A 25,611-nucleotide genomic window follows, 5' to 3' on the forward strand; every position below is an offset into this window, starting at 1 on the left:
CGACTGTTTGCCATGGCCGCTGTCGTCACGTCTGCGGGCGCGGCACAGGCGCAGGAGCGTGTGCTCGACGGCTTCAACGACATCGGCGCCTGGCGGCTGGTGGTGTCCAACCAGGTCAGCGGTTCGCTGCGCCCGGTGGCCACCTCGTCTGGTGGGAATGCGCTGTGCCTGGACTACAACTTCAATGGTGTGTCCGGGTATGTCGGCATCCGCCGCAATCTGCCGATCCAGTATCCGGACAATTACCGTCTCGGCGTCGCGGTGCGCGGCGACTCGCCATCCAACGATCTGCAGGTCAAGCTGATCGATGCCAGTGGCGACAATGTGTGGTGGGTCAACCGGCCGGGCTTCAATTTTCCGAAGAACTGGACCACCTTCAGCTATCGCAAACGCAACATCGAAAAGGCCTGGGGCCCGGGCCAGGACAAGCAACTGCATAACAGTGCGGATGTGGAATTCACCATCTACAACAAGGTGGGCGGCAAGGGCTCGGTCTGCTTCGACCGCCTGACGCTGACCCCGCTGCCGCCGGAAGACACCTCGCCGTTGAAGGCCGAAGCCATCACCGACACCGCGCCGGCGCTGGAACAACGGCTGGCCGACGGCAAGCCGGACACCTTCTGGCTCAGCGGCGCGGTCAAGCAACAGACGGTGACGCTGGATCTGGGCAAGGTGCGCGAATTCGGTGGTGCGGTGGTGCAGTGGGTGCCGGGTTTGCAGGCCTCGCAGTACCTCGTGCGGGCATCGAGCGACGGACGTGGCTGGCGCGATCTGCGCACCGTTACCGCCGGTGCCGGCGGCACCGATTGGCTGGCACTGCCGGACACCGAGGCGCGCTATCTGCGTTTCGATCTCAAGGACGGCCCCAACTGGCGCTATGGCATCAAGGAAGTGCAACTGCAGCCACTGGCGTTTGCGGCCACCCCCAATGACTTCATCAAATCGCTGGCCGCGCAGATGCCGCGCGGTAGCTACCCGCGCGGCTTTTCCGGCGAGCAACCCTACTGGACCATCCTGGGTCTGGATGGCGGCACCGAACAGGGCCTGATCGGCGAAGACGGCGCAGTGGAAGTGGGCAAGGGCGGTTTCAGCATCGAGCCGTTCGTGGTCACCGGCGGCAAGGTACTGCATTGGTCCGACGTCAGCAGCGAGCAGAGCCTGCAGGACGATTACCTGCCGATTCCCAGCGTCGATTGGCACCACGACCTGATGAATCTGCGTGTCACCGCATTCGTGCAGGGCACGCCCGACCAGGCGCAACTGGTGGCGCGTTATCAGCTGCACAACACCGGCAAGGAGGCGCGTGAGTTCACATTGGCACTGGCGGTGCGCCCGTTCCAGGTCAACCCGCCGGCGCAGTTCCTCAACACGCTGGGCGGTGTCAGCCGGATCGAGCAACTCGCGGTGGACGGCGCGCAGGTCAGCGTCAACGGCAAGCCGCGCGTATTTGCCGTGCAACGGCCGGATGCCGGCTTTGCCAGTGCCTTCGACAGCGGCATGGATGTGAGTCATCTCACCGCCGCAACGCCGCCGACGATCACCCAGGTGAAGAAGGACGAGACTGGCCTTGCATCGGGTGTGCTGCTGTATCGCTGGAAGCTCGAACCCGGCCAGCGCCGCGAAGTGGCGCTGGTGATTCCGCAGACCGGCACGGCGCAGCTGCCGGCCGGTTTCGATGCCGACCAGGCGCAGCAGCAGATGGCCCAACAGTGGCGCAGCAAGCTCGATCGCGTGCGCATCAGCGTGCCGGCCGAGGGTAAGCCGGTGGTGGACACCTTGCGCACTGCGCTGGCGCATATGTTGATCTCGCGCATCGGCCCGCGCCTGCAGCCGGGCACGCGCTCGTATTCGCGCAGCTGGATCCGCGACGGCGCGATGATTTCCGAAGGTCTGTTGCGGCTCGGCCGCGAAGACGTGGTACGCGAGTACGTCGACTGGTTCGCGCCGTATCAATTCGACAACGGCATGGTGCCGTGCTGTGTGGACGATCGCGGCAGCGACCCGGTGCCGGAGAACGACAGCCATGGCGAGCTGATCTTCAATATCGCCGAGTACTACCGCTACACCGGTGACAAGGCGTTCCTGGAAAAGATGTGGCCGCACGTGACCGGCGCCTATGACTACATGGAAACGCTGCGCGCCAGCGAGCGCACCGAAGACAACTTCATGCGCAACCCGGCCTTCTACGGAATGATGCCGGTGTCGATCAGCCACGAAGGCTATTCGGCCAAGCCGGTGCATTCGTACTGGGACAACTTCTGGGCGCTGCGGGGCTACAAGGATGCGGTGATGCTGGCCGGCGCGCTCGACAAGCCCGACGAGGTCGCCCGCTTCAGTGCTGCCCGCGATGAATTCAGTGGTGACCTGAGTGCGTCGCTGGGTGCGGCGGTGCGCCAGCACAATCTCGATTTCCTGCCTGGCTCGGCCGAGCTCGGCGACTTCGATGCGACCTCGACCACCATCGCACTGGCACCGGGTGGCGAGCAGCAACGCCTGCCGCAAGATCTGTTGACCAACACGTTCGAGCGCTACTGGAAAGAGTTCTCCGACCGCCGCGACGGCAAGCGCGACTGGAAGGACTACACGCCGTACGAATGGCGCAACGTGGCCGCGTTCGTGCGCCTAGGCTGGCGCGACCGCGCCTGGGATGCCACTGCGTTCTTCTTCAAGGACCGTGCGCCGCAACCCTGGAACCAATGGGCCGAAGTGGTCTCGCGCACGCCGCGCACGCCGTTCTTCGTCGGCGATCTGCCGCATGCCTGGGTCGCCTCGGATTTCGTGCGCTCGGTACTGGACATGTTCGCCTATGGGCGCGAATCCGACGCCAGCCTGGTCATCGCTGCCGGCACGCCGACGCGCTGGTTCGAAGGCAAGGGCATCGGCATCGCCGAACTGCGCACCCCGTACGGGCGCCTCAACTACACCTTGCAGCGCACCGACAAGCAATTGCTGTTGCAGTTGCAGCCCGGCCTGATCCTGCCGCCGGGCGGGGTGGTGTTTCGCTGGCCTTACCAGGGCACGCCTGGCAAGGCCAGCATCAACGGCGAATCGGTCCAATGGCAGGACGGCGAGCTGCGCATCCAGCAGATGCCGGCCAACGTGCAGATCGATGTGCCCAGCGCCGTACGGCGAGCCGAACGCGCCACCCAATGAGCGGCCTGCGCGCCACCGTCCACGCGACGTGTTGCGCGCTGGCCTGTGTGGTGGTGCTTGCGCTGTCCTGCACGGCAGTGGCGCAGCCAGCGCAGACACCCGCATCGCCTGTGCCTGGGCATGAGATGACCCTGGTCACGCTCAACCTGCATCACGACCGCGAAGACTGGCCAACACGTCGCATCCATATCGCCAAGGAGCTCAAGCAGCTGTCGCCGGATGTGATCGCGCTACAGGAGGTGATCGAACGCCGCGACGGCGTGGAAAATCAGGCCGCCTGGCTGGCGCGCACGCTCGGCTATGACTACACCTTTGCTTCGGTCGATCCTGCGGGTGCGCCCAAGCGTTACGGCAATGCGCTGCTGAGCCGGCGCAAGGTGCTGGCCAAGCACCAGCGCTTGCTGCAGCCGTTGGACGATTACCGCGTCGCTGCGCATCTCCAGGTCGAGCTCGACGGCCAGCCGATCAACGTCTACGTCACTCATCTCAACGAACGTGCCGACGCACGCGGCACTGCCACACGCACGCGTCAGGTCGCGGACCTGTTGGATTTCATTTCCTCCAACAGCCATCAGGCGCCGGTCGTGATTGCCGGCGACTTCAATACCGCCGCCGATGCACTCGATCTGGAAGCGCTACGCAAGGGCTATGGCGATAGCTACGGAAGCGTGCACCGCAACAGCGACGCCACTGTCAGCACCTTGAATCTGCATGTGTTCGACAAGCCCGCGCGCATCGATCACGTGTTCTTCCAGCAGAGCCGTTTGCTTGCTCGCGAGGCGCGCATCCTGTTCGACACGCCTTACGCCGAAGGCCGCTGGGCATCGGACCACTACGGTGTCTGGGTACGCCTGCAATTGGCACCGGACCTACCGTCTGCCCCATAGCCGCGCGCAGGCTTGACCGCCTCAGTCCGTCGATTGAAGCGTGAGAGCCTGTTTTCAAGCGCAATGAGGCTGCCCAAGCAAGCGCTACCGCTTCAACAGTCGTTCGCAACCTGCGTTACAACGCGCCCCGGCGTCGCCGCTCAGCCATGCAGACGATTGAAGATCTGCACACCGGCCAGCCACACACCAGCCATGCTGCCGAAGTTGGTCAGCAGGAAGGTCAGCACCACCCTTGAGACGCGATTGCGATACCAGCCGCGCAAGGTCTGCGCATCGTCGCGTAGCGTCAGGAAATCGCCGTAGGCCGGCTTGCGCATGTGCACTTCGACCAGTGCAGCGAACGCGCCGGTCGGCACGCTCAGACGGAACGGCTTGAACGGCGCCACCACTGCTGCAGTGAGAATGCTCAGCGGGTGGCTGCCGGCCAGCAGACACCCCAGTGCCGCCATTCCTCCGGTATACATCGCCCACTGCAGCAACAGGTCGGCGCCCATGCTCAGGCCGCCGCGCCAGAACCCGATCCCAATGCCGGCGATGATGATCGCCAGGATGCCAAGCGTGATCCACGGAACGCGCTTGCGTTGCTGCACGTATTCCAGCGACTCGCGCAACGGGCCGGGTGCGGCGGTGTCCTGTTCGAGGTGGCGCGCAAGACCGGCCAGATGTCCTGCGCCGACCACTGCCAATATCTCGCGCTGCTCTGTCGTGGCTTCCTCGCGCAGGCGCGTGGCCATGTATTGATCGCGCTCGGCAATCACGGTCTCGTACAGCTCCGGGCTTTCGCTGGCGAAATCGCCGAAGCTCGCCTCCAGCATGTCGCCTTGCTTGAGCTTTTCGATTTCCTCTTCGCCCACTTCGTCGGCGGCGAACAGGCCGCTCAGCAAGCCGCCGGCCAGCTTCATCTTGCCGAAGAATCCCAGCCGCCCGGAGGCGCGCTTGAAGGTCAGGCCGACTTCGCGATCGATCAGGTGCACCGGCAAACCTTGCGCACGCGCCAGATTCACCGCCTCCTTCAACTCCGCGCCCGGCTCGATGCCGAGCTGCTTGGCCAGCCGGCGCTGATAGGCCGCCAGTGCCAGGTTCGCCGCGAACAACGCCACCCGCCCCTTGCGAATCACCTGCACCAGATCCAGGCGGGCGAGGGCGTCGGGGTCGCTGAGCGCCTGCAGCCGTTGCGCGTCCAGTTCCACCGCCACCGCGTCGTAGCGGCCGCTGCCGATCGCCCGCTGCACGGCGGCCACACTCGCCAGCGAGACGTGCGCGGTGCCGAGCAAGGTGTAGCGCACGCCATCGCGTTCGACGATGCGGTGCGGCTGGCCGGACAGTGCATCGTCCAGAAGGTGGGGAGTCTGCTCGGTCATGGGGTCATTCATCAGAAGGAGGGGCGGTGTCGCCGGAGCCGAGCGCGCGTTGCATCTGCACGCCGTCTAGCCAGCGACCATGCTTGCGGCCGATACCGGTGAACACTCCGACCGTGCGAAAACCAAAACGTTCATGCAGTCGCAGCGATGCCTGGTTACTGGCATCGCCGATCACCGCAATCATTTGTCGATCACCGCGCTGCTCGCAGCGTGCGATCAGCTCGCCCAGCAGCGCCTTGCCGATCCCGCGGCCCTGCATGTCGGCAGCGAGATAGATCGAATTCTCCACCGTCCAGCGGTAGCCGGCACGTGCGCGATAGGCACTGGCGTAGGCGTAGCCGACAACGGCGCCGTCATGTTCTGCCACCAGATACGGATAGCCGGCATCCACGATCGCGCGCATGCGCGCGTGCAGTTCCGCGCTCGATGGCGCGCTGTATTCGTAAGTGTTGAACCCGGCGATCTGCTCCGCATAAATCGCGGTGATCGCCGGGATGTCCGCATCGCGGACTGCACGCAGCTCGACGGGCATGCGGTCAGTCGATGTAACGCTTGAGCAGGTCGCCGTACGCATCGATGCGACGGTCGCGCAGGAACGGCCAGATGCGGCGCACGTGTTCGCTGCGCTGCAGGTCGACGTCGCACACCAGCACGGTCGGATCCTGTCCGGCCTCGGCGATGAACTCGCCCTGCGGTCCCAGCACATGGCTGTTGCCCCAGAACTGAATGCCGGAAGCGCCCAGCGGCGAGGGCTCATGGCCGATGCGGTTGCACGACAGCACCGGCACGCCATTGGCGACCGCATGGCCGCGATGGCTGAGCACCCACGCATCGCGCTGACGCTCCTGTTCGGGTTGCTGATCGTCCGGGTCCCAGCCGATCGCGGTGGGGTAGAGCAGCAGTTCCGCACCGGCCAGCGCCATCAGGCGCGCAGCCTCGGGGTACCACTGGTCCCAGCACACCAGCACGCCGAGACGGCCCACCGAGGTGTCGATCGGCGTGAATCCCAGATCGCCCGGGGTGAAATAGAACTTCTCGTAGAAGCCCGGGTCGTCCGGGATATGCATCTTGCGGTACTTGCCGAGCAAGCGGCCGTCCTTCTCGAACACCACTGCGGTGTTGTGATACAGCCCGGCCGCGCGGCGCTCGAACAACGAGGCCACCAGCACTACGCCATGCTGCTTGGCCAGCGCGCCCAGGCGCTCGGTGCTGGGGCCGGGAATCGGCTCGGCCAGATCGAATTCGTCCACCGATTCGTGCTGGCAGAAATACGCACCGTTGTGCAGTTCCTGCAGCAGCACCAGCTTGGCGCCCTGCGCGGCGGCTTCTGCCACGCGCGATGCGATGATGGCCAGATTGGCCTCGGCGTCGCCGTGGTTGCGCTCCTGGATCAGCGCGACGGAAAGAAGGTGACGGGACATGGCATCTCATCCTGCAAAGGTGCGCACTAAGGTAGCGCGCCATGGCATAACACCGGCCTGCCGGCCGGAACAAGAACCGACGCGCTGCGTGCGCAGCCGCGACGAACGCAACGTTTATGCGGCGAGCAGGCCGGCCGGCAACTGCATGGTCAGGCAATGCAGACTGCCGTTCTGCCAGATCAGCGCACGGCACGGAACCGGCACGATTTCGTGCTGCGGAAACGCTTGGGCCAACACTGCCTGCGCGGCGGCATCGGCCGCATCGCCGTACGCCGGCATCAGCACCGCGCCGTTGACGATCAGGAAGTTGGCATACGACGCAGCCAGACGCCGGCCTTGATCGAGAATCGGCTCGGCCCACGGCAGCACGAACAGGCGATACGGCTGCCCATCGGCGGTGCGCAACGCGGCCAGTTCGGCGCCCATCGCCTGCAGTTCGGTGTAATGCGAATCGGTGGCTACATCGCAGCCCTGGTAGACGATCGCGTCGGGTCCGGCAAAGCGGGCCAGCGTGTCGATATGCGCGTCGGTGTCGTCGCCTTCCAGATAGCCATGATCCAGCCACAGCACGCGGTCCTGCGCCAGCCAGGTGGCCAGATCGGCACTCAACGACTCGCGCGTGCGCTGCGGATGCCGCTCGTGCAGGCACTTCCAGGTGGTCAACAACGTGCCGGCGCCATCGGTCTCGATCGCACCGCCTTCCAGCGCGAAATCCACCGTCTGCACCGGGGCAGGCACGAACACCTGCGCCGCATCCAGTGAGGTGACCAGTTGATCGTCCAGGCTGGCCTCGAACTTGCCGCCCCAGCCGGTGAAGCGGAAATCCATCAGCCGGAAGCCGCCGTCCTGGCGCAGCGTGATCGGGCCGGAGTCGCGCAGCCAGGTGTCGTTGTAGGCCGCAATCACGAAGCGTACCTGCGCCATGTCCACCCGCGCCGAGCGCAGCCGTGCCTCGGCGTAGATCTGCAGATCGTCATCGGCCGCGCAGATGACTACCGGCTCGAAGCGGGAGATCGCCGTCACCAGCGCGATGTAGGTCTCTTCCACCTCGGACAGACGCTCGGCCCAATCGGTGCCCGCATGCGGCCACGCGATCAAGACGGCGGATTGAGGTTCCCACTCGGCGGGAAAGCGAAGATGGTCGGTCATGCGAGGCAATACTCATCTTGGTGCCGGGCAGCGGCCCGGACGTTCATCGATACCCTGCACCCGAGTGCAGGCTCTTGCGATCCTGGCGCGAGGTGCCGCGCCAAGCATTGGTGCAGATTCGCAGCAGCGCATGTCCGAGTGCTGACGGACCGGATACGTGGTGATGCGAAGCGTTGGGCCAGGCCTTCAGCGAGCGCTGTCTGCAGGCGCTGGCCGCTGTGTTGCTGCGGATTACCTGATCGGCGGCTTCGGCCCGATCTCGTTGGCATCGGCCTGATTGGCCACCACGTCGATCACCCGGCTCTTTTCGAAGTACACGGTGAAGGCCGGATACACCCAGCGGTGGATCGTCGGCCATTGGCGCTTCTGGCCGCCGCGCGGGTCGAGCTTTTGCTGCGGCGCGCCGTAACGACCTTCGACCTGACCCATGCTGTCGCCGCGCAAGGGCAGGGCGGCGGCAGGTTTCTGCTGTACACGATCGATCAGCAACGTCTCGGCCGACGCAACGGCGCTAATCCCCATCAGCGCGATCAGTGGCAGGACAAACAAACGGTTGCGCATGTCATCTACTCCCCAGTGGACAAGATTTCGGATGGTGATTACAGCAAAAATTCAGGATGGACGTGATTCCAGCGCGGTGTTGTTCAAAGCAGTCTCGAGCCTGTGCCCCCTCGCCACCAGCGCGCGAAGCCGGCCAGGCCCTGGCGCATGACAGCCTGCACCTCGCAACCGCTGACGTGAAGCATCGGCCAAGAAAAAACCGCCCGAAGGCGGCTTTCTCGGGTCTTGCTCGCGCAGCAAAGGCTTAGCGCTGACGCGCCTTGAAGCGCGGGTTCGACTTGCAGATCACGAAGACCTTGCCGCGGCGGCGGACCACCTTGCAGTCGCGGTGACGGGTCTTCGCAGACTTCAGGGAGGACAGGACTTTCATGGCACACCTCGGCGTAAACGGTTGGATTCGATGGAAGAGTGCCCGCTATCGAGGGTGCACCCGGAATTAAGCCGGCAATTCTAACCGGCTTTTCGTCGTGCTTTCAAGTGCTTGCATCCCAATCCCTGCGGGCGGCGCTACACTAGCGGCTGTTGACCTTCCGGAAACCTGAATGACCGACCTTTCGCCCGTCCTCACCATCGATGGTCCCTCCGGCGCCGGCAAGGGGACCGTGAGCCGGATCGTGGCCGCCCGGTTGGGCTGGCACTACCTCGATTCGGGCGCACTGTATCGCGCGGTGGGCGTGGCGGCGAGCTGGGCCGATCTGGACGTCTCCGACCAGGCCGCGCTGGTGCGCTGCACCTTCGATACCAAGGTGGAGTTCGACGACGCGGGCGAGGCGGGGCTGCGGGTGCTGGTCAACGGCGTGGATGCCACCAGCGAATTGCGCCTGGAAACCACTGGCGCATTGGCGTCGGCGATCGCCGCCATTCCCGAGGTGCGCAGTGCCCTGAAGGAGCGCCAGCGCGCATTCAGGCGCGCGCCCGGGCTGGTCGCGGACGGGCGCGACATGGGGACGGTGATCTTCCCGAACGCCGCATACAAGGTCTTCCTGACCGCCAGTGCCGAGGAACGCGCGGGTCGTCGCCATAAACAGTTGATGGAAAAGGGTGTTTCGGTTATCTTTGACGACCTGCTGCGCGAGATCATGGCTCGAGATGCCCGTGATGCGCAGCGGGTGGTGGCGCCATTGCGGCCGGCCGAAGACGCCGTGCTGATCGATACCAGCGGAATGGGGATCGAGGATGTCGTCCAACGTGTGGTGGGGTTGTTAGCTCCTCACACGTCGTCGTAAGCGTTCCGCAAGCGGGCATGTCCCGCCGACCGTAAGGCGTTCCAAGGCTCCGCCGCACATCCCGTGTGGCGGTTCTATGACTACTTAACCGACTCGCTGTCCGGGGTCGACCAACAGGCTGGGCGGTACGTATCAGTCGCCAGGCGACGATCGACCCCCGTGTGTTCAACTGAGTAAATTCCAAATGACAGAATCTTTTGCCGAACTGTTCGAAGCCAGCCAAGCCAATCTGGCGAAGCTGAAGCCGGGCTCCATTGTCACCGGTACCGTCGTGGAAGTGCGCGGCGACGTGGTGGTGATCAACGCTGGCCTGAAGTCCGAAGGCATTGTGCCGATCGAGCAGTTCCGTAACGACGCTGGCGAAATCGATGTCGGCGTGGGCGACCAGGTCAAGGTTGCCCTCGACTCCATCGAAAACGGCTTCGGCGAAACCGTGCTGTCGCGCGAGAAGGCCAAGCGCGCAATGGTGTGGGACGAGCTGGAAGAGGCGTTGGAGAAGAACGAAACCATCACCGGCCGCATCAGTGGCAAGGTCAAGGGTGGTTTCACCGTGGACATCAAGGATGTCCGCGCGTTCCTGCCCGGTTCGCTGGTGGATGTGCGCCCGGTGCGCGACCCGGCCTACCTGGAAGGTAAGGAACTCGAGTTCAAGCTGATCAAGCTGGACCGCAAGCGCAACAACGTGGTGGTTTCGCGTCGTGCAGTGGTCGAGAGCGAGCATTCGGAAGAGCGCGAGCAGCTGATGGACAAGCTGCAGGAAGGCGCGATCCTGAAGGGTGTCGTCAAGAACCTGACCGATTACGGCGCATTCGTGGACCTGGGCGGTATCGACGGCCTGCTGCACATTACCGACATGGCCTGGAAGCGCGTGCGCCATCCGTCCGAAGTCGTCAACGTCGGCGACGAGCTCGACGTGCGCGTGCTGAAGTTCGATCGCGAGCGTAACCGCGTCAGCCTCGGCCTGAAGCAGCTGGGCGAAGATCCGTGGGACAACATCGCGCGTCGTTACCCGGCCAACAGCCGCGTGTTCGGCAAGGTCTCCAACGTCACCGATTACGGCGCATTCGTCGAGATCGAGCCGGGCGTCGAAGGTCTGGTGCACGTCTCCGAGATGGATTGGACCAACAAGAACGTCAACCCGTCCAAGGTTGTGCAGGTTGGTGACGAAGTCGAAGTGATGGTGCTGGATGTGGATGAGGAGCGTCGCCGCATCTCGTTGGGCATGAAGCAGGTTGCCGCCAATCCGTGGGAAACCTTCGCTGCGACCCACAAGAAGAACGACAAGGTGTCCGGTCAGATCAAGTCGATCACCGACTTCGGCATCTTCATCGGTCTGGACGGTGGCATCGACGGTCTGGTGCACCTGTCCGACATCAGCTGGAACACCACCGGCGAAGATGTCGTGCGTAACTACAAGAAGGGCGACACGCTGGAAGCCGTCGTGCTGGCAGTGGACCCGGAACGCGAGCGCATCAGCCTGGGCGTCAAGCAGCTGGAGCAGGATCCGTTCGGTCAGTACATGGCGTCCAACCCGAAGGGTTCGAAGGTCGAAGGCGTTGTGCGTGAAGTGGATGCCAAGGGCGCCACGATCGACCTGGCCGACGGCATCGAGGGCTACGTCGCTGCACGCGACATTGCCAACGAGCGCGTCGACGATGCCACCCAGCACCTGAAGGTTGGCGACAAGATCGAAGCCAAGTTCGTGGGCATGGACCGCAAGGGCCGTACCCTGCAGCTGTCGATCAAGGCCAAGGACGACGCCGAAATGCGCGAGACGCTGGAGGAATATCAGTCCTCCGCTGCGTCGGGCGGCATGACTCAGCTGGGCGCGCTGCTGCGTGCACAGTTGAACAGCAACAAGTCCGAGTAAGCGCGTAGCGCTCGCAAGAGCGTGATGGATCGGCCCGGGCATGCCCGGGCCGATTCCGATGTGTCAGTCGAAAAAAGCAAGTTTTCCCATGACCAAGTCCGAATTGATTGAAATCCTGGCGCGACGTCAAGCGCATCTGAAGTCGGACGACGTGGATCTGGCAGTGAAGTCGCTGCTGGAAATGATGGGGCAGGCGCTCTCCGATGGTGATCGGATCGAAATTCGCGGGTTCGGCAGCTTCTCGCTGCACTACCGCCCGCCACGCCTTGGCCGTAATCCCAAGACCGGTGAGTCGGTCGCGTTGCCGGGCAAGCATGTTCCACACTTCAAGCCAGGCAAGGAATTGCGTGAGCGTGTCAGCTCTGTGGTCCCGGTCGATCTGGCCGATGCAGCTGACTAAAGACCGTTCTGCCGCTGCGTTTATGCCGGCTCGGTTAAGCTAAACCCCTTTCCGACGGAGTCTGGCCATGAAGGTGTTTCGCTTGCTGGTGATGTTGGCCTTTCTGTTGGTCGGTCTGATCATCGGCGCGGTCAATTCCCAGGACATTACCCTCGATTTTCTGTTCTCAAGTGTGCATACCACGTCCGGAATCGCGATCATCGTCGCGTTGCTGGTCGGTGTGTTGATCGGCGCCGGCATGGTGCTGGTGAGTGTGGTGATTCCCCTCTATTCCAAACTGCGCCAGGCCAACAAGGCTGTAGCGGTCAGTCGCGCCGACGCCAGGCCCATCACGCCTGCCGCAGTCGAGCCGCGCCCCTTTGATGGACTGTAAGCGCGTATGGACTTTCTGACCGAATGGATCTGGTTCTTCCTGTTCGTGCCAGTGGCGGCACTGGGTGGCTGGATCGTTGGCCGTCGTGGCGGTCAACGGCATGGAGATACGCAGGTCAGCCGCCTGTCCAGTACGTACTTTCGCGGTCTGAACTATCTGCTCAACGAGCAGCCGGACAAGGCGATCGAGTTGTTTTTGCATATCGCCGAGCTGGACAAGGAAACCTTCGAGACCCAGGTCGCGTTGGGGCATCTGTTCCGGCGTCGCGGTGAAGTCGATCGCGCCATCCGCTTGCACCAGGGTCTGGTGCAACGCGCCGACCTGACCGATCAGCAGCGCGTCCAGGCCTTGCTGGCGTTGGGCGAGGACTACATGAAATCCGGTCTGCTGGATCGTGCCGAAACCGTGTTCACCGAGTTGGCCCAGCTGGATCAACGCGCCCCGCAAGCGCTGCGCCATCTGATCGGCATCTATCAGGCCGAACGCGATTGGGAAAAGGCGATCGACAACGCCACCCGCTACGAAGAAGTGACCGGCGAGCCGATGGGCAAGCTGATCTCCCAGTTCCAGTGCGAGCTGGCGGATCGCTATCGCGGCGTGAACAAGACCGATGAAGCGTTGCAGGCGATCGCACGCGCCTATCAGGCCGATGGCACTTCCGTGCGCGCGGGCATTCTGGAAGGACGCATCGAAGCCGAGCGTGGACATGACGAAGCGGCCGTGCGCGCCTTCGAGCGCGCCGCCCGGCATGATCCGGAATATCTGCCAGAGATCATTCCTGCACTGATGGCCGCTTATCGCCGGGTCGGCGACATCGCGGGCGCACGTAACTTCCTGTCCGAGATGACCGAACACTATCGCGGTATCGCGCCGGTGCTGGCGCTGACGCAGCTGATGGAAGCGCAGGATGGCGTGGCGCCTGCGCTGGCCTACCTGGGCCGTCAGCTCAAGGATCGGCCGTCGGTACGTGGTGAGTCCGCATTGATCGACCTTACCCTGGCCGAAGGTAGTGACCCGGTCGGCACGCTGCAGGATCTCAAGCACATCACTGACCAGTTGCTGGTGCGCAATCCGAGTTATCGCTGCACGCGCTGCGGCTTTGGTGCCAAGACGCACCACTGGCAATGCCCGAGCTGCAAGGAGTGGGGTACGGTCAAGCCGCTGTTGAACTACGCGGTGGTCTGATGCCGCAGGCCTGGCTGTGGTGGTGCCTGTTGCATCTGACGATCGCAGCCCTGGGAACCTGGTTGCTGCGGCGCTACGCGCTGCATCGCCGCTTGCTCGACCACCCGGGTGAGCGCCGTAGCCACAGGGTGGCAACGCCGCGCGGCGGCGGCATGGCGATCGTGGCGGCAATCCTGCTGAGTTGCGTGACTGCGGCAACGGTGTGGCCGGATGCGCGCCTGATCATCGGCTGGTTTGCGGCCGGTCTGGTACTGGTGGCGGGGGTGGGCTGGTGGGATGACCATCGGCCGTTGTCGGCCAGGCTGCGTTTTGCGATTCATCTGACCGCATCGGCGTCGTTGGGCGTGTTGGTGGGTGACTGCACCGGCAACGTGTGGGATGGCGTGCTCGGCGCAGCAGCATCGGTGGTGCTGATCAATGTCTGGAATTTCATGGATGGCATCAACGGTCTTGCTGCCAGTCAGGCCGCCTTGGCCGCACTGGCGTTCGCCGCTGTTGCCCCCGGTTCATGGGGCTTGGCCGGTCTTGCAGTGGCGGCATCCTGCCTGGGATTTCTTCCGTTCAATTTTCCACGCGCGCGCATTTTCCTCGGCGATGGCGGCAGCGGTGGGCTTGGATATGTGCTGGCTGCATTGCTCGCGCTCAACGTGGCGAGCGGGCAAGTGACCTGGTGGATCAGCTGGTTGCCGTTGACTGCCTTTCTTGTGGACGCCGGCTTCACGCTGCTGTCTCGCATGCTCGACAGGCAGCGCTGGTGGGAGCCTCATGCTCAGCATGTCTATCAGCGCCTGGCGCGCAGGCTTGAGACGCACGTCCCGGTAACAGGCGTTTACTTCGCTTTCAGCGTCGCTACAGTCTGCTTGTATGTGGTAATCCGCCATGATGCGTTTCTGCTCCAGGTTCTCGCAGCCATGGTCTGGAGTGCAGGCATGACCGCGATCTGGCATTTTCTGCGCGATGGACTGCGCAATTTCTGAGCAATGGACTTTTATGATTTCCTGGCGTGACCGTTTGACCAGAGCCTTGCCGCAAGCGGCAGTAGTGACACACGACCTGCTGATGGTGTGGGTGTGCTGGCAGTTGCTGCACGCCGGCCGCTATTCGATGTTGCGCGAGGCGCCGGGGCTTCCCTTGTGGGACTGGCACACTGCGATCGTGCTGATCGCGCAAGGGCTGGTGTTCTGGAAGATGGGGCTGTATCGCGGGCTGTGGCGCTTCGCCTCGGTGCCAGACCTCTGGAACATCTTCAAGTCGAGTTTTCTTGGCTTGGTCGCGATCGTATTGGCGCTCTCCTACGATCGCCTGGACGGCGTGCCGCTGTCGGTGTTGGTTGTCTATCCGTTTGCATTGTCGGCATTGCTGGGAACGCCACGGCTGTTGTATCGGGCCTGGAAGGACTATCAGATCGCGCACTCCGGCGACGCTGCGCAACGCGTCCTGATCCTGGGCGCCGGACGTGCCGCCGAGGGGCTGGTGCGCGATCTTCGCCGTACCGGTGCGTTCGTGCCGGTCGGCTATCTGGACGACGCCAGCAATCTGCATGGCGCCAAGATCCAGGGTCTGAACGTATTGGGCAATCTGGACCAGGCCGCGGCCATCGCCAAGGAAACGGCTGCAAAGCTGCTGGTGATCGCCATTCCCTCGTTGGATGCCTCCGGCATGCAGCGCCTCGTGGCGATTTGCGAAAGCACCGGCCTGCCGTTCCGGATGGTGCCCAAGCTGATCAACGTGCTGGAAGGGCGTTCATTGCCTGGCGAGTTGAAGGAGGTTGCCATTGAAGACCTGCTCAATCGCAAGCCGGTCACGCCCGATTGGCGGCTGATCCGCGATTGGCTGACCAGCAAGACGGTCATGGTGACCGGGGCCGGCGGCTCGATCGGCTCGGAAGTGTGCCGGCAGTGCGCGCGTCACGGGGCGCGTCGCATCGTGCTGCTGGAGATCGACGAGCTGGCGCTGTTGACGATCGATTCGGACCTGCGGCGGTTGTTTCCAGATATCGAGGTCGTTCGTGTACTGGGCGATTGCGGCGATCCGGCGGTGGTCGCGCATGCGCTCAAGATCGCCACCCCGGACGCCGTCTTCCATGCCGCCGCATACAAGCAGGTGCCACTGCTGGAAGAGCAGTTACGCGAAGCGGTCCGCAACAATGTGCTGGCAACCGAGAACGTTGCCCGTGCCTGTCAGCGTGCACGCATCGAAACCTTCGTGTTCATTTCCACCGACAAGGCCGTCGAGCCGGTCAACGTGCTGGGCGCGAGCAAGCGCTATGCCGAAATGATCTGCCAGAGCCTCGATGCGCGGGACGCGCCGACGCGCTTCATCACTGTGCGCTTTGGCAATGTGCTGGACTCGGCCGGCAGCGTGGTGCCACTGTTCCGCGAGCAGATTCGTCAGGGCGGCCCGGTCACCGTGACGCATCCGGATGTGACGCGCTATTTCATGACCATCCCGGAAGCCTGCCAGTTGGTGGTGCAGGCTGCGGCATCCGCCTCGCATGGTGCGATCTACACGTTGGACATGGGCGAGCCGGTGCCGATCCGCTTGCTGGCCGAGCAGATGATTCGGCTTGCCGGCAAGCAGCCGGGCAAGGATGTCGCGATTCTCTACACGGGCCTTCGCCCGGGCGAAAAGTTGCACGAGACACTATTTTATTCGGACGAAGACTATCGCCCGACCGCACATCCCAAGATTCTGGAGGCGGGCGTGCGCGAGTTTTCGCACGAGCAGGTCTTGCAACTGGTGACGCGTTTACGTGAGGCGGTCAATCGCTATGACGTCAACGCGATGGAGACGGTGCTGGGTAGTCTGATGCCGGATTTTGCAGCGGCTAGACGGAAAGTCGACACGCGATCTGATACGGTCGTTCCATTCCCCGCACGTGAGGTCAGAAGACTTTAATGAGCAAGCGTATTCGCAAGGCCGTATTCCCCGTCGCAGGTCTTGGGACCCGCTTTCTTCCGGCGACCAAAACGGTTCCGAAAGAAATGCTGCCAATCATCGACAAACCGTTGATCCAGTATGCCGTCGACGAGGCCATCCAGGCCGGTTGCGATACGCTGATCTTCGTGACCAATCGCTACAAGCACTCGATCGCCGACTACTTCGACAAGGCTTACGAGCTGGAACAAAAGCTCGAACGCGCCGGCAAGCTGGAGCAATTGGAGTTGGTGCGCAATGCATTGCCGGAAGGCGTACGCGCCATCTTCGTGACGCAGGCCGAAGCGCTTGGCCTGGGCCACGCGGTTCTGTGTGCCAAGGCGGTGGTCGGTGACGAGCCGTTCGCGGTGTTGCTGCCGGACGATCTGATCTGGAATCGGGGCGATGGCGCATTGACCCAGATGGCCGATGTGGCCGAAGCCTCCGGTGGTAGCGTCATCGCCGTGGAGGACGTGCCGCACGACAAGACCGCCAGCTATGGCATCGTGGCGACCGACGCATTCGATGGCCGCAAGGGGCGCATCAATGCCATTGTCGAAAAGCCCAAGCCGGAAGTTGCACCGAGCAATCTGGCAGTGGTCGGCCGCTATGTGCTGAGCCCGAAGATTTTCGAATTGCTCGAAGAAACCGGCGCCGGCGCGGGTGGCGAGATCCAGCTGACCGATGCGATTGCCGGGCTGTTGCAGCAGGAAACCGTGGACGCATACCGCTTCGAGGGACGTCGTTTCGACTGCGGCGCACACATTGGTCTGATCGAGGCCACGGTGCATTTCGCACTCGAACACGAAAAGCATGGTGGGCCGGCCAAGGAGATTCTGCGCAACGCGCTGGCTGAGGCCGACGCACGCGGTTGATCCGCGCACGATGCAACCAAAAAGCGGCGCCTCACGGCGCCGCTTTTTTTTGTTTTGCGTTACCCGCCGTATCACAGGCGCGTTCGAAGCGTCATGGTGCGTGCTTGCGCTGTGCGGCTGCAAAGGCATCCAGCTGCTCGGGCGTAGCCTCTTTTTGATGCTGCTGCTTCCATTGCGCAAACGGCATGCCGTAGACCGCTTCGCGCGCCTGTTCCTTGCTCATCGCATGGCCTTGCGCCTCGGCCGCTTCGCGGTACCAGTCGCCCAGGCAATTGCGGCAGAAGCCGGCCAGGATCATCAGATCGATGTTCTGCACATCGGGCCGCTCCTGGTTGAGATGTTGCAACAGCCGGCGAAATGCGGCCGCTTCGATGGCCGTGGTTGAATCTGATATCGAGGTGGTGTCGGTCATGGCGGAATCGGGGACAATAGGCGGCCTTCGACTCTACACCCGACGCCCCATGACCGCTTCCGCGCCAGCCCGTGCTTCGGCCCGCCTTCTCGATGGTCGCCGTATCGCCGAGGAATTGCTCGACGGACTGAAACTGCGGGTGGATGCGCGTCTGGCCGCCGGCAAGGCCCGCCCCGGATTGGCGGTGGTGTTGGTCGGTGGCGATCCTGCCTCGTCGGTGTATGTGCGCAACAAGCGGCGTGCGGCGGAGAAGGTCGGCATCGAAGCCTTCGATTACGACTTGCCGCAGGGCACCAGCGAAGCCGAGTTGGCGAAGCTGATCGACCAGCTCAATGCCGATCCCAAGATCCACGGCATCCTGATCCAGTTGCCGCTGCCCGGCATTCCCGATGCCAACCGCCTGATCCAGCGTATCGATCCACGCAAGGACGTGGATGGCTTCCATCCGCAGAATGTCGGGCACCTGGCATTGCGCGAATTCGGCCTGCGCCCCTGCACGCCGCGCGGCATCGTGACCCTGCTCGGGCATACCGACCAGCCGGTGCGCGGACGTAATGCGACCATCGTAGGCGTGAGCAACCATGTGGGTCGGCCGATGGGGTTGGAGCTGTTGATCGCCGGCTGCACGGTGACCAGCTGCCACAAGTTCACCCCGGCCGATGTGCTGGAGGCCAGCGTGCGCAATGCCGACATCCTGGTGGTGGCGGTGGGCCGCCCTGGCCTGATTCCCGGCGACTGGGTCAAGCCGGGTGCAGTGGTGATCGATGTGGGCATCAATCGGCTGGATGACGGGCGCCTGGTCGGCGATGTCGGTTTCGACGCCGCAGCGCAGCGCGCCGCGTGGATTACCCCGGTCCCGGGCGGGGTAGGGCCGATGACGGTGGCCACGTTGATGCAGAACACCCTGGAGGCGGCCGACGCGGCTGGCTGAGCTGCGGACGTAACGCAGCATTGCGGCTGCGTGGTGTCTTCGTGAAGGCTTTCAGGGTAAAATGCCGCGCTTCCCCAAACTCGGGTCCGCCGATGCTCCGCATCCAGGCTGAAGCTCTTACCTACGACGACGTTTCGCTCGTCCCCGCTCATTCGATCGTCCTGCCCAAGGACGTCAGCCTGGAAACCCGGCTGACGCGCGATCTGCGCCTGAAACTGCCGATTCTCTCGGCCGCGATGGACACAGTGACCGAACACCGTCTGGCGGTGGCCATGGCCCAGTTGGGCGGCATCGGCATCATCCACAAGAACCTGACCCCGGCGCAGCAGGCGGGCGAGGTGGCCCGGGTCAAGAAGTTCGAGTCCGGCGTGATCACCGAGCCGTTCACGGTGAGCCCGGACACGACCATCGGCGAGGTGCTCAAGCTGACCCGCGCGCGCAACATCTCCGGTGTGCCGGTGGTGGATGGCAGCGAACTGGTCGGCATCGTCACCAGCCGCGATATGCGCTTCGAGAAGAAGCTCGACGATCCGGTCCGCCACATCATGACCAAGAAGGATCGCCTGATCACCGTGCGCGAAGGCGCCAGCGATGAGGAAGTGCTGGAGCTGCTGCATCGCAACCGCATCGAAAAGATCCTGGTGGTCAACGACAGCTTCGAGCTGCGCGGCCTGATCACGGTCAAGGACATCCAGAAGAAAACCGACAATCCCAATGCCGCCAAGGACGCGTCCACGCGCCTGTTGGTCGGCGCGGCGGTCGGTGTCGGCGGCGATACCGAACAGCGCATCGAATTGCTGGCTGCGGCGGGCGTGGACGTGGTCATCGTCGATACCGCGCACGGTCATTCGCAGGGCGTGATCGATCGGGTGGCCTGGGTCAAGAAGACCTATCCGCAGCTGCAGGTGATCGGCGGCAACATCGTCACCGGCGATGCCGCGCTGGCGCTGATGGACGCCGGTGCCGACGCGGTCAAGGTCGGCGTGGGTCCTGGCTCGATCTGCACCACGCGCGTGGTCGCCGGTGTCGGCGTGCCGCAGATCACTGCGGTGGACATGGTCGCCGAGGCGCTGCAGGACCGGATTCCGCTGATCGCCGACGGCGGCATCCGCTATTCCGGCGACATCGGCAAGGCGCTGGTCGCCGGTGCCTCCACGGTGATGGTCGGCGGCCTGTTCGCCGGCACCGAGGAAGCCCCGGGCGAGGTCGAGTTGTTCCAGGGTCGCAGCTACAAGAGCTACCGCGGCATGGGCAGCCTGGGGGCGATGGAGAAGGGGTCCAAGGACCGCTATTTCCAGGATTCCAGCGATGCCGACAAGCTGGTGCCGGAAGGCATCGAAGGGCGCGTGCCGTATCGCGGCCCGGTCGGTGGCATCGTCCATCAGCTGATCGGCGGCCTGCGCGCCACCATGGGCTATGTGGGGTGCGCGACCATCGAGGAAATGCGCACCAAGCCGAAGTTCGTCACCATCACCGGTGCCGGCCAGCGCGAGAGCCATGTCCACGACGTGCAGATCACCAAGGAACCGCCGAATTACCGCATGGGGTGATGCCTGCGCGTGAATGGGGAATCGGGAGTCGATGAACCAGCGTCTGCGCCGCTTTGCCCATTCCCGATTCCCCGTTCCCGATTCCCGGCGCCAATGACCAACATCCATCACGACAAGATCCTCATCCTCGATTTCGGCGCGCAATACACCCAGCTGATTGCACGGCGTATCCGCGAGATCGGGGTGTATTGCGAAATCTGGGCCTGGGATCACGATCCGTCGGAAATCGCTGCCTTTGGGGCCAAGGGCATCATCCTGTCCGGCGGCCCTGAGTCGACCACGTTGCCGGGCGCGCCGGTCGCGCCGCAGCAAGTGTTCGACAGCGGCTTGCCGGTGCTTGGTATCTGCTACGGCATGCAGACCCTGGCTGCGCAATTGGGCGGCGCCACCGAAGCGGCCGATCAGCGCGAATTCGGTCATGCCGAAGTCGATGTGGTGGCCGCCGATGCGTTGTTCGCAGGGTTGACCGATCATGCCGGCGCGTCGCGCCTGAATGTGTGGATGAGCCACGGCGACCACGTGTCGCAGGTGCCGCCGGGCTTCACGGTCACTGCGGTGACCGACCGTATTCCGGTCGCGGCGATGTCCAACGAGGACAAGCGCTGGTACGGCGTGCAGTTCCACCCCGAAGTCACCCACACGTTGCAGGGCCAGACCCTGCTGCGTCGCTTCGTCGTCGATGTCTGCGGCTGTCAGACCTTGTGGACCGCAGCCAACATCATCGACGACCAGATCGCACGCGTGCGCGAGCAGGTAGGCGATGACGAAGTCATTCTTGGCCTGTCCGGCGGCGTCGATTCGTCGGTGGTCGCGGCGTTGTTGCACAAGGCGATCGGCGACAAGCTGACCTGCGTGTTCGTCGACACCGGCCTGCTGCGCTGGCAGGAAGGCGACCAGGTGATGGCGATGTTCGCCGAGCACATGGGTGTCAAGGTGATTCGCGTCAACGCGGCCGATCGCTATTTCGCCAAGCTCGAAGGCATCAGCGACCCGGAAGCCAAGCGCAAGATCATCGGCAACCTGTTCGTGGATATCTTCGACGAAGAATCCAGCAAGCTGGCCAATGCCAAATGGCTGGCGCAGGGCACGATCTATCCGGACGTCATCGAGTCGGCCGGCAGCAAGACCGGCAAGGCGCATGTCATCAAGAGCCACCACAACGTCGGTGGTTTGCCCGAGCACATGAAGCTGGGCCTGGTCGAACCGTTGCGCGAGTTGTTCAAGGACGAAGTGCGTCGCCTAGGCGTCGAACTCGGCCTGCCGCGCACGATGGTGTATCGCCATCCGTTCCCGGGCCCGGGCCTGGGCGTGCGCATTCTGGGCGAAGTGAAGCGCGAATACGCCGAACTGCTGGCCAAGGCCGATGCGATCTTCATCGAAGAACTGCGCAAGGCCGATCTGTACGACACCACCAGCCAGGCGTTCGCAGTGTTTCTTCCGGTGAAGTCGGTCGGCGTGGTCGGCGACGCACGCGCCTACGAATGGGTGATCGCGCTGCGCGCGGTGGAAACCATCGACTTCATGACCGCGCACTGGGCGCATCTGCCGTACGACTTCCTCGGCACGGTGAGCAACCGCATCATCAACGAGCTGCGCGGCGTGTCGCGCGTGGTCTACGACATCTCCGGCAAACCGCCGGCGACGATCGAGTGGGAATGAGTTGAACGACAAAGGCGCCGACAGGCGCCTTTGTCGTTCTGTTGGTGCGGTCGTGTCGTGAAGTGCTTCGCTCGTCGCCATGCGTCGATGCATGGGGTGATTGGGTGGTGGTCACGTGTTTGCATGCCGCTGACGTCCACATCCAATCCGCGCGACCCAATCCGAACATGCCCGGTGCGCTGCCAAGTCGAACGGGAGGTGGCGGCGATGCGGTAAAAAACTGCGCGATGCGCGGTTTGATCCGGAGTCTAGTGCATCGACCAGTCAGCGGACCTTGGCCAATGCCAGACGCGCCTCGGCCATGAATTTCTGGGTTTCCTGCGGGGTGGAAAGATTGGCGCCAAGCTGATTGATGACTTGTTCGATATCGCTCGATGCCTCCCAGGCTTCGTCGCAGAGCATGCCGGCGATCGGGCCGAGGTAGTTCAGCGCGACTTTTTCCAGCGCTTCGCGGACGCGATCGTCCGGTGCCGAGCCGCCGTCTGCAGAAACTGACGCTGCACTTGCTGCCGCGACAGGTGCTGCAGCAGCGGGGGCCGCTGCGGGTGCTGCCGCTGCACGCGGCGCAGCCGGCGCACCACCCAGATCCTGCTCGAAACCGCCCAACAACCACTGGCGCGAGTCCTCGCTCAGCAGCGAGGGCTTGCCCAGGCCGACGCCGGGATCGGCCTGAAAGCGGGCCTTGGCCGCATTGACCATGGTGAGGCGTTGCACTGCCTCATCATTGCGCAACATGCGGAACACCACTTCTTCGATCTGGCCGGCATTGAGGCGGACGATGCAGGAATGGTTTTCGTCGGTGACGATGAACAGAAAGCCGGACGCCTTCTTCAATGCCAGCGCCTTGAGCTCGCGCAGGATCTCGATCAGCGGACGAAATTCAGTGGACATGACGTCTCCCTTGCAGCATCTGGTACGGAATGGGCGGGAGCGGCTCAGCGTTTGCTGAGGCGCTCCATGGCCAACCGGACACTGTTGGAGAGGCGGGAGATGGCGCGCGCCAGGGTGCCGATTTCATCCTTGAGATTGACCTCGTCGATGGTGTGGTTCCATTTGCCCAGGCTCAGCTCTTCGGCCACGGTGGTCAAGTGCTGGATCGGACGCAGCACGCGGTTCCAGATCAGCGCCCATTGCAGGCCGAGCAGCAAGGCGCAGACCAGCAGGCCGATGCCGGCGATCCACAGCGATTGACGCACGATCACGCGATTGACGTCGCTCTTCGGGTAGGCCGAGACTAGGGTGAAGCCCCAGTCGGGCACGTCCTGTTTGATGACGACCCAGTCGTCCGGGCTTTCCTTGACGATCCGCTCGATGGTGGCGGTGTCGGTGGTGACACCGGTGGTGGATTGGAAGCGCAGCGTGTTCTTGCTGTCGAACACGGCAATGAAGCCGGAGTCGAGCACGCGTCGGCTGCCGATCACGTTTTCCAGTGCCTGGGTGTCGGCCTTGTAGCCGACGTACCAGGCGCCGATGACGCGCTTGTCGTTGCCGGCGAAAATCGGCTCGTAGCCGGTGACGTACGGATTGCCGAGGATGTCGACCACCCCGTAAAAACTTTCGCCGTTGCGCAGCTTGGCGGCGGCCTTGCCGTTGGGGTCCAGCACGGTGCCGATGGCGCGGCTGCCATCGTCCTTCTTGACGTTGGTGGAGATGCGCACGAACTCTTCGCCGGTGTGCGAGAACAACGTGGCGGTGCCTTCGTGGATGGACGTCACATCGTCGAGCATGCCGAACACATTGGCCTGCGACCGCTGACCCAGCAGCAGGTCGTTGGCAGTGCGATCGGCAACGCGCACTTCGCTGCCGAGGCTTGCCGCGCCCTGTGCGTTAGCCTCCTTGCGCAGCTGGCGCATGGACGAATTGACGCGATCGAGCATCATGGCGCGGGTGACAGAGAACAGCGTCTGCAAGGAGACCGACTGACGCTCGATCGATTCGCCGGCTTCGAACCTGACCCGGTTGGCTTCGGTAATGGCCAGAATGACCGTCAGTGCCACCACCACGACCAATACCAAGGCCAGCACCGGCAACAGCAGGCGCACCCGCAAAGAGTGACGAAGCATCGCAATTCCCCTGAATGCGTTTATATGATTGGATCTACGCCGGCGCAGCGCAGTGCCGCAGCCGGACATGGCTGTTATCGGCCGTCACGCAGGATGCTGAAGTGACCCCACGCCGCCGGCCGGGGGAAACGCATCGCGCCGTGTAGCGGAGCGACGCGGTATGCAGCCATCGGAGTGCGTGCCTCAAGACGCGCATCGCACAAAACCCCACGCGCAGATATGACGCACGCGCCGTTTGCGCGTATCGGGCCGGCCGACGCCGACCATCACTGCAATGCGGTATCCCATAGCAATTTCAGGTTCAAACAGACGATCACCGCAGCGATTACCCAGGCGGTGCGCACCAGCCACGGCGGTGCGACCAATGCGCCCATCAAATTGCGATCCGACACAAAGCGCACCAGCGGAATCACCGCGAACGGCAGCTGCATCGACAACACCACCTGGCTCAGTACCAACAGCCGCGCGGTACCGGCCTCGCCATACAGCCAGGTCACGATCACCACCGGCACGATGGCGATGCCGCGTGTCAGCAGCCGGCGTATCCAGGGCGGCAGGCGCAACTGCAGAAAACCTTCCATCACGATCTGCCCGGCCAAGGTGGCGGTCACCGTCGAGTTCACGCCCGATGCGAGTAGGGCGACGGCGAACAGGGTCGATGCCAGCCCCACGCCCAGCATGGGGGCCAGCAATGCATGCGCCTGTTCGATTTCCTGCACATCGGTGCGTCCCTGCGCATGGAACACCGCCGCCGCCAGGATCAGGATCGATGCGTTGATGAATAGCGCGAACATCAACGCCACGGTGCTGTCGGTCACTGCCCAGCGCAGCGCCGATTTGCGTCCGCTATCGGTGCGCGGATACGCACGCGTCTGCACGATCGACGAATGCAGATACAGGTTATGCGGCATCACCGTGGCACCGATGATGCCGATCGCCAGATACAGCGCCTGTGGGTCGGTGACCACTTGCGCGCGCGGAATGAAACCGCCCAGCAGCGCTGCGATCGGCGGCGCGGCCAGCGCGATCTGGATGCCGAAGCACACGAAGATGATCAACAGCAATGCGATCACGAAGGCTTCCAGCGCGCGGAAGCCACGGTTCATCAGCAACAGCACCAGCACCACATCCACCGCGGTGATGATCGCGCCCAGGGTCAGCGGAATGCCGAACAGTAGCTTCAATGCGATTGCGGTGCCGATCACCTCGGCCAGATCGCAGGCGATGATCGCGAGCTCGCAGATTCCCCACAGCGCCAGGTTCACTCCGCGCGGGTAGCGCGCCCGGCAGGCCTGCGCCAGATCCAGTCCCGTCGCGATGCCCAACCGCGCTGACAGGCTCTGCAGCACGATCGCCATTAGGTTGGACAGCAGGATCACCGACAGCAACAGATAGCCGAACTGCGAGCCGCCGGCCAGATCGGTGGCCCAGTTGCCCGGGTCCATGTAGCCGACCGACACCATGTAGCCCGGCCCCAGGAATGCCAGCAGCCGGAACCACCAATGGCCACCCTGGGGCACGGCGACACTGGCGTGGTGATCGCCCAGGCCACGGTTGTCCGGGGTCAAGGCAGGGGCGGGTGGACGGGCGGAGGACAAGCTGTTGGCGGACATGCGGAA

General features: G+C 63.6%; 23 protein-coding genes. 13 read left to right on the plus strand and 10 right to left on the minus strand.

All coding sequences use genetic code 11. The annotated features are described in order from the left end of the window. Nucleotides 1–12 precede the first annotated feature (12 nt). Together GGR62_RS12025 and GGR62_RS12030 are read left to right on the plus strand one after the other, a co-directional pair. Nucleotides 13–3,153, plus strand: coding sequence for a discoidin domain-containing protein (locus GGR62_RS12025; protein WP_184408131.1), 3,141 nt, complete (start codon nt 13–15; stop codon nt 3,151–3,153). Further along, nucleotides 3,150–4,040, plus strand: a complete 891-nt coding sequence (locus tag GGR62_RS12030) for an endonuclease/exonuclease/phosphatase family protein (RefSeq protein ID WP_184408132.1) — start codon at nt 3,150–3,152, stop codon at nt 4,038–4,040. Before GGR62_RS12025 ends, GGR62_RS12030 begins: the two co-directional genes overlap by 4 nt. A gap of 140 nt (nt 4,041–4,180) precedes the next feature. Here GGR62_RS12030 and GGR62_RS12035 read toward each other — a convergent pair whose 3' ends face one another. The 6 genes from GGR62_RS12035 to ykgO all read right to left on the minus strand — a co-directional run bounded on the left by GGR62_RS12035 (nt 4,181) and on the right by ykgO (nt 8,902). Next, on the minus strand, nt 4,181–5,401 hold the full coding sequence (locus GGR62_RS12035; protein ID WP_184408133.1) for a TraB/GumN family protein: 1,221 nt from the start codon (nt 5,399–5,401) through the stop codon (nt 4,181–4,183). Nucleotides 5,402–5,405: 4 nt separating this feature from the next. Then, a complete protein-coding gene (locus tag GGR62_RS12040) occupies nt 5,406–5,933 on the minus strand; it encodes a GNAT family N-acetyltransferase (protein WP_184408134.1) in 528 nt (175 codons plus the stop codon). A gap of 4 nt (nt 5,934–5,937) precedes the next feature. Next, on the minus strand, nt 5,938–6,822 hold the full coding sequence (locus GGR62_RS12045; protein WP_184408135.1) for a carbon-nitrogen hydrolase: 885 nt from the start codon (nt 6,820–6,822) through the stop codon (nt 5,938–5,940). A gap of 114 nt (nt 6,823–6,936) precedes the next feature. Continuing rightward, nucleotides 6,937–7,971 carry an agmatine deiminase family protein gene (locus GGR62_RS12050; protein ID WP_184408136.1) on the minus strand — a complete coding sequence of 345 codons (1,035 nt, stop codon included), beginning with the start codon at nt 7,969–7,971 and terminating at the stop codon, nt 6,937–6,939. Nucleotides 7,972–8,202: 231 nt separating this feature from the next. Next, nucleotides 8,203–8,532: a hypothetical protein gene (locus tag GGR62_RS12055; RefSeq protein ID WP_184408137.1), complete on the minus strand. Its 330-nt coding sequence runs from the start codon at nt 8,530–8,532 to the stop codon at nt 8,203–8,205. A gap of 244 nt (nt 8,533–8,776) precedes the next feature. Next, nucleotides 8,777–8,902 carry a type B 50S ribosomal protein L36 gene (gene ykgO, locus GGR62_RS12060; protein ID WP_005913193.1) on the minus strand — a complete coding sequence of 42 codons (126 nt, stop codon included), beginning with the start codon at nt 8,900–8,902 and terminating at the stop codon, nt 8,777–8,779. Nucleotides 8,903–9,074: 172 nt separating this feature from the next. On the opposite strand from ykgO, the gene cmk reads away from it, so the two are divergent. From cmk to galU, 8 genes are all read left to right on the plus strand, one after another. Continuing rightward, nucleotides 9,075–9,758, plus strand: a complete 684-nt coding sequence (gene cmk / locus GGR62_RS12065; RefSeq protein ID WP_184408138.1) for a (d)CMP kinase — start codon at nt 9,075–9,077, stop codon at nt 9,756–9,758. Nucleotides 9,759–9,942: 184 nt separating this feature from the next. Then, entirely contained in the window at nt 9,943–11,628 is a 1,686-nt protein-coding gene (rpsA, locus tag GGR62_RS12070) for a 30S ribosomal protein S1 (RefSeq protein WP_016903550.1), read from the plus strand. An 88-nt stretch (nt 11,629–11,716) separates the two neighbouring features. Continuing rightward, nucleotides 11,717–12,028 (plus strand): integration host factor subunit beta, encoded by a 312-nt coding sequence (locus GGR62_RS12075; RefSeq protein ID WP_002805779.1) that lies wholly within the window; start codon nt 11,717–11,719, stop codon nt 12,026–12,028. Nucleotides 12,029–12,095: 67 nt separating this feature from the next. Then, a complete protein-coding gene (locus GGR62_RS12080) occupies nt 12,096–12,401 on the plus strand; it encodes a LapA family protein (RefSeq protein WP_184408139.1) in 306 nt (101 codons plus the stop codon). 6 nt (nt 12,402–12,407) lie between these two features. After that, nucleotides 12,408–13,586 carry a lipopolysaccharide assembly protein LapB gene (gene lapB / locus GGR62_RS12085; RefSeq protein ID WP_184408140.1) on the plus strand — a complete coding sequence of 393 codons (1,179 nt, stop codon included), beginning with the start codon at nt 12,408–12,410 and terminating at the stop codon, nt 13,584–13,586. Continuing rightward, complete coding sequence (locus tag GGR62_RS12090) at nt 13,586–14,563, plus strand: lipopolysaccharide biosynthesis protein (RefSeq protein ID WP_184408141.1); 978 nt, start codon at nt 13,586–13,588, stop codon at nt 14,561–14,563. The genes lapB and GGR62_RS12090 overlap by 1 nt, the downstream gene beginning before the upstream one ends. A gap of 13 nt (nt 14,564–14,576) precedes the next feature. Further along, entirely contained in the window at nt 14,577–16,484 is a 1,908-nt protein-coding gene (locus tag GGR62_RS12095) for a nucleoside-diphosphate sugar epimerase/dehydratase (protein ID WP_184408142.1), read from the plus strand. Beyond that, nucleotides 16,484–17,377 (plus strand): UTP--glucose-1-phosphate uridylyltransferase GalU, encoded by an 894-nt coding sequence (galU, locus tag GGR62_RS12100; RefSeq protein ID WP_184408143.1) that lies wholly within the window; start codon nt 16,484–16,486, stop codon nt 17,375–17,377. The genes GGR62_RS12095 and galU overlap by 1 nt, the downstream gene beginning before the upstream one ends. A 91-nt stretch (nt 17,378–17,468) precedes the next feature. Here galU and GGR62_RS12105 read toward each other — a convergent pair whose 3' ends face one another. Continuing rightward, the gene (locus GGR62_RS12105; protein ID WP_184408144.1) at nt 17,469–17,789 is read right to left on the minus strand and encodes a DUF1244 domain-containing protein; all 321 of its coding nucleotides are present in this window, start codon (nt 17,787–17,789) and stop codon (nt 17,469–17,471) included. 49 nt (nt 17,790–17,838) lie between these two features. Here GGR62_RS12105 and folD point away from each other — a divergent pair, with 49 nt between their 5' ends. From folD to guaA, 3 genes are all read left to right on the plus strand, one after another. Continuing rightward, entirely contained in the window at nt 17,839–18,720 is an 882-nt protein-coding gene (gene folD, locus GGR62_RS12110) for a bifunctional methylenetetrahydrofolate dehydrogenase/methenyltetrahydrofolate cyclohydrolase FolD (protein ID WP_184408145.1), read from the plus strand. Nucleotides 18,721–18,812: 92 nt separating this feature from the next. Continuing rightward, nucleotides 18,813–20,270 carry an IMP dehydrogenase gene (gene guaB / locus GGR62_RS12115; protein WP_184408146.1) on the plus strand — a complete coding sequence of 486 codons (1,458 nt, stop codon included), beginning with the start codon at nt 18,813–18,815 and terminating at the stop codon, nt 20,268–20,270. Between the two features lie 93 nt (nt 20,271–20,363). Further along, nucleotides 20,364–21,929: a glutamine-hydrolyzing GMP synthase gene (gene guaA, locus GGR62_RS12120; RefSeq protein ID WP_184408147.1), complete on the plus strand. Its 1,566-nt coding sequence runs from the start codon at nt 20,364–20,366 to the stop codon at nt 21,927–21,929. A gap of 264 nt (nt 21,930–22,193) precedes the next feature. Here guaA and GGR62_RS12125 read toward each other — a convergent pair whose 3' ends face one another. The 3 genes from GGR62_RS12125 to GGR62_RS12135 form a co-directional block, all read right to left on the minus strand. Then, complete coding sequence (locus GGR62_RS12125; RefSeq protein WP_184408148.1) at nt 22,194–22,820, minus strand: hypothetical protein; 627 nt, start codon at nt 22,818–22,820, stop codon at nt 22,194–22,196. 44 nt (nt 22,821–22,864) lie between these two features. After that, on the minus strand, nt 22,865–23,992 hold the full coding sequence (locus GGR62_RS12130) for a Cache 3/Cache 2 fusion domain-containing protein (protein WP_184408149.1): 1,128 nt from the start codon (nt 23,990–23,992) through the stop codon (nt 22,865–22,867). 266 nt (nt 23,993–24,258) lie between these two features. Then, a complete protein-coding gene (locus GGR62_RS12135) occupies nt 24,259–25,605 on the minus strand; it encodes an Nramp family divalent metal transporter (protein ID WP_184408150.1) in 1,347 nt (448 codons plus the stop codon). Between the last annotated feature and the right edge of the window lie 6 nt (nt 25,606–25,611).

Source organism: Xanthomonas sp. 3075 (assembly GCF_014197275.1).
In the GTDB taxonomy this organism is placed as follows: Bacteria; Pseudomonadota; Gammaproteobacteria; order Xanthomonadales; family Xanthomonadaceae; genus Xanthomonas; species Xanthomonas campestris_B.

Coding starts and splice junctions, on each gene's coding strand:
- GGR62_RS12025 (WP_184408131.1), top strand. CDS start 13: ATGGCCGCTGTCGTCACGTCTGCGGGCGCGGCACAGGCGCAGGAGCGT.
- GGR62_RS12030 (WP_184408132.1), top strand. CDS start 3,150: ATGAGCGGCCTGCGCGCCACCGTCCACGCGACGTGTTGCGCGCTGGCC.
- GGR62_RS12035 (WP_184408133.1), bottom strand. CDS start 5,401: ATGACCGAGCAGACTCCCCACCTTCTGGACGATGCACTGTCCGGCCAG.
- GGR62_RS12040 (WP_184408134.1), bottom strand. CDS start 5,933: ATGCCCGTCGAGCTGCGTGCAGTCCGCGATGCGGACATCCCGGCGATC.
- GGR62_RS12045 (WP_184408135.1), bottom strand. CDS start 6,822: ATGTCCCGTCACCTTCTTTCCGTCGCGCTGATCCAGGAGCGCAACCAC.
- GGR62_RS12050 (WP_184408136.1), bottom strand. CDS start 7,971: ATGACCGACCATCTTCGCTTTCCCGCCGAGTGGGAACCTCAATCCGCC.
- GGR62_RS12055 (WP_184408137.1), bottom strand. CDS start 8,532: ATGCGCAACCGTTTGTTTGTCCTGCCACTGATCGCGCTGATGGGGATT.
- ykgO (WP_005913193.1), bottom strand. CDS start 8,902: ATGAAAGTCCTGTCCTCCCTGAAGTCTGCGAAGACCCGTCACCGCGAC.
- cmk (WP_184408138.1), top strand. CDS start 9,075: ATGACCGACCTTTCGCCCGTCCTCACCATCGATGGTCCCTCCGGCGCC.
- rpsA (WP_016903550.1), top strand. CDS start 9,943: ATGACAGAATCTTTTGCCGAACTGTTCGAAGCCAGCCAAGCCAATCTG.
- GGR62_RS12075 (WP_002805779.1), top strand. CDS start 11,717: ATGACCAAGTCCGAATTGATTGAAATCCTGGCGCGACGTCAAGCGCAT.
- GGR62_RS12080 (WP_184408139.1), top strand. CDS start 12,096: ATGAAGGTGTTTCGCTTGCTGGTGATGTTGGCCTTTCTGTTGGTCGGT.
- lapB (WP_184408140.1), top strand. CDS start 12,408: ATGGACTTTCTGACCGAATGGATCTGGTTCTTCCTGTTCGTGCCAGTG.
- GGR62_RS12090 (WP_184408141.1), top strand. CDS start 13,586: ATGCCGCAGGCCTGGCTGTGGTGGTGCCTGTTGCATCTGACGATCGCA.
- GGR62_RS12095 (WP_184408142.1), top strand. CDS start 14,577: ATGATTTCCTGGCGTGACCGTTTGACCAGAGCCTTGCCGCAAGCGGCA.
- galU (WP_184408143.1), top strand. CDS start 16,484: ATGAGCAAGCGTATTCGCAAGGCCGTATTCCCCGTCGCAGGTCTTGGG.
- GGR62_RS12105 (WP_184408144.1), bottom strand. CDS start 17,789: ATGACCGACACCACCTCGATATCAGATTCAACCACGGCCATCGAAGCG.
- folD (WP_184408145.1), top strand. CDS start 17,839: ATGACCGCTTCCGCGCCAGCCCGTGCTTCGGCCCGCCTTCTCGATGGT.
- guaB (WP_184408146.1), top strand. CDS start 18,813: ATGCTCCGCATCCAGGCTGAAGCTCTTACCTACGACGACGTTTCGCTC.
- guaA (WP_184408147.1), top strand. CDS start 20,364: ATGACCAACATCCATCACGACAAGATCCTCATCCTCGATTTCGGCGCG.
- GGR62_RS12125 (WP_184408148.1), bottom strand. CDS start 22,820: ATGTCCACTGAATTTCGTCCGCTGATCGAGATCCTGCGCGAGCTCAAG.
- GGR62_RS12130 (WP_184408149.1), bottom strand. CDS start 23,992: ATGCTTCGTCACTCTTTGCGGGTGCGCCTGCTGTTGCCGGTGCTGGCC.
- GGR62_RS12135 (WP_184408150.1), bottom strand. CDS start 25,605: ATGTCCGCCAACAGCTTGTCCTCCGCCCGTCCACCCGCCCCTGCCTTG.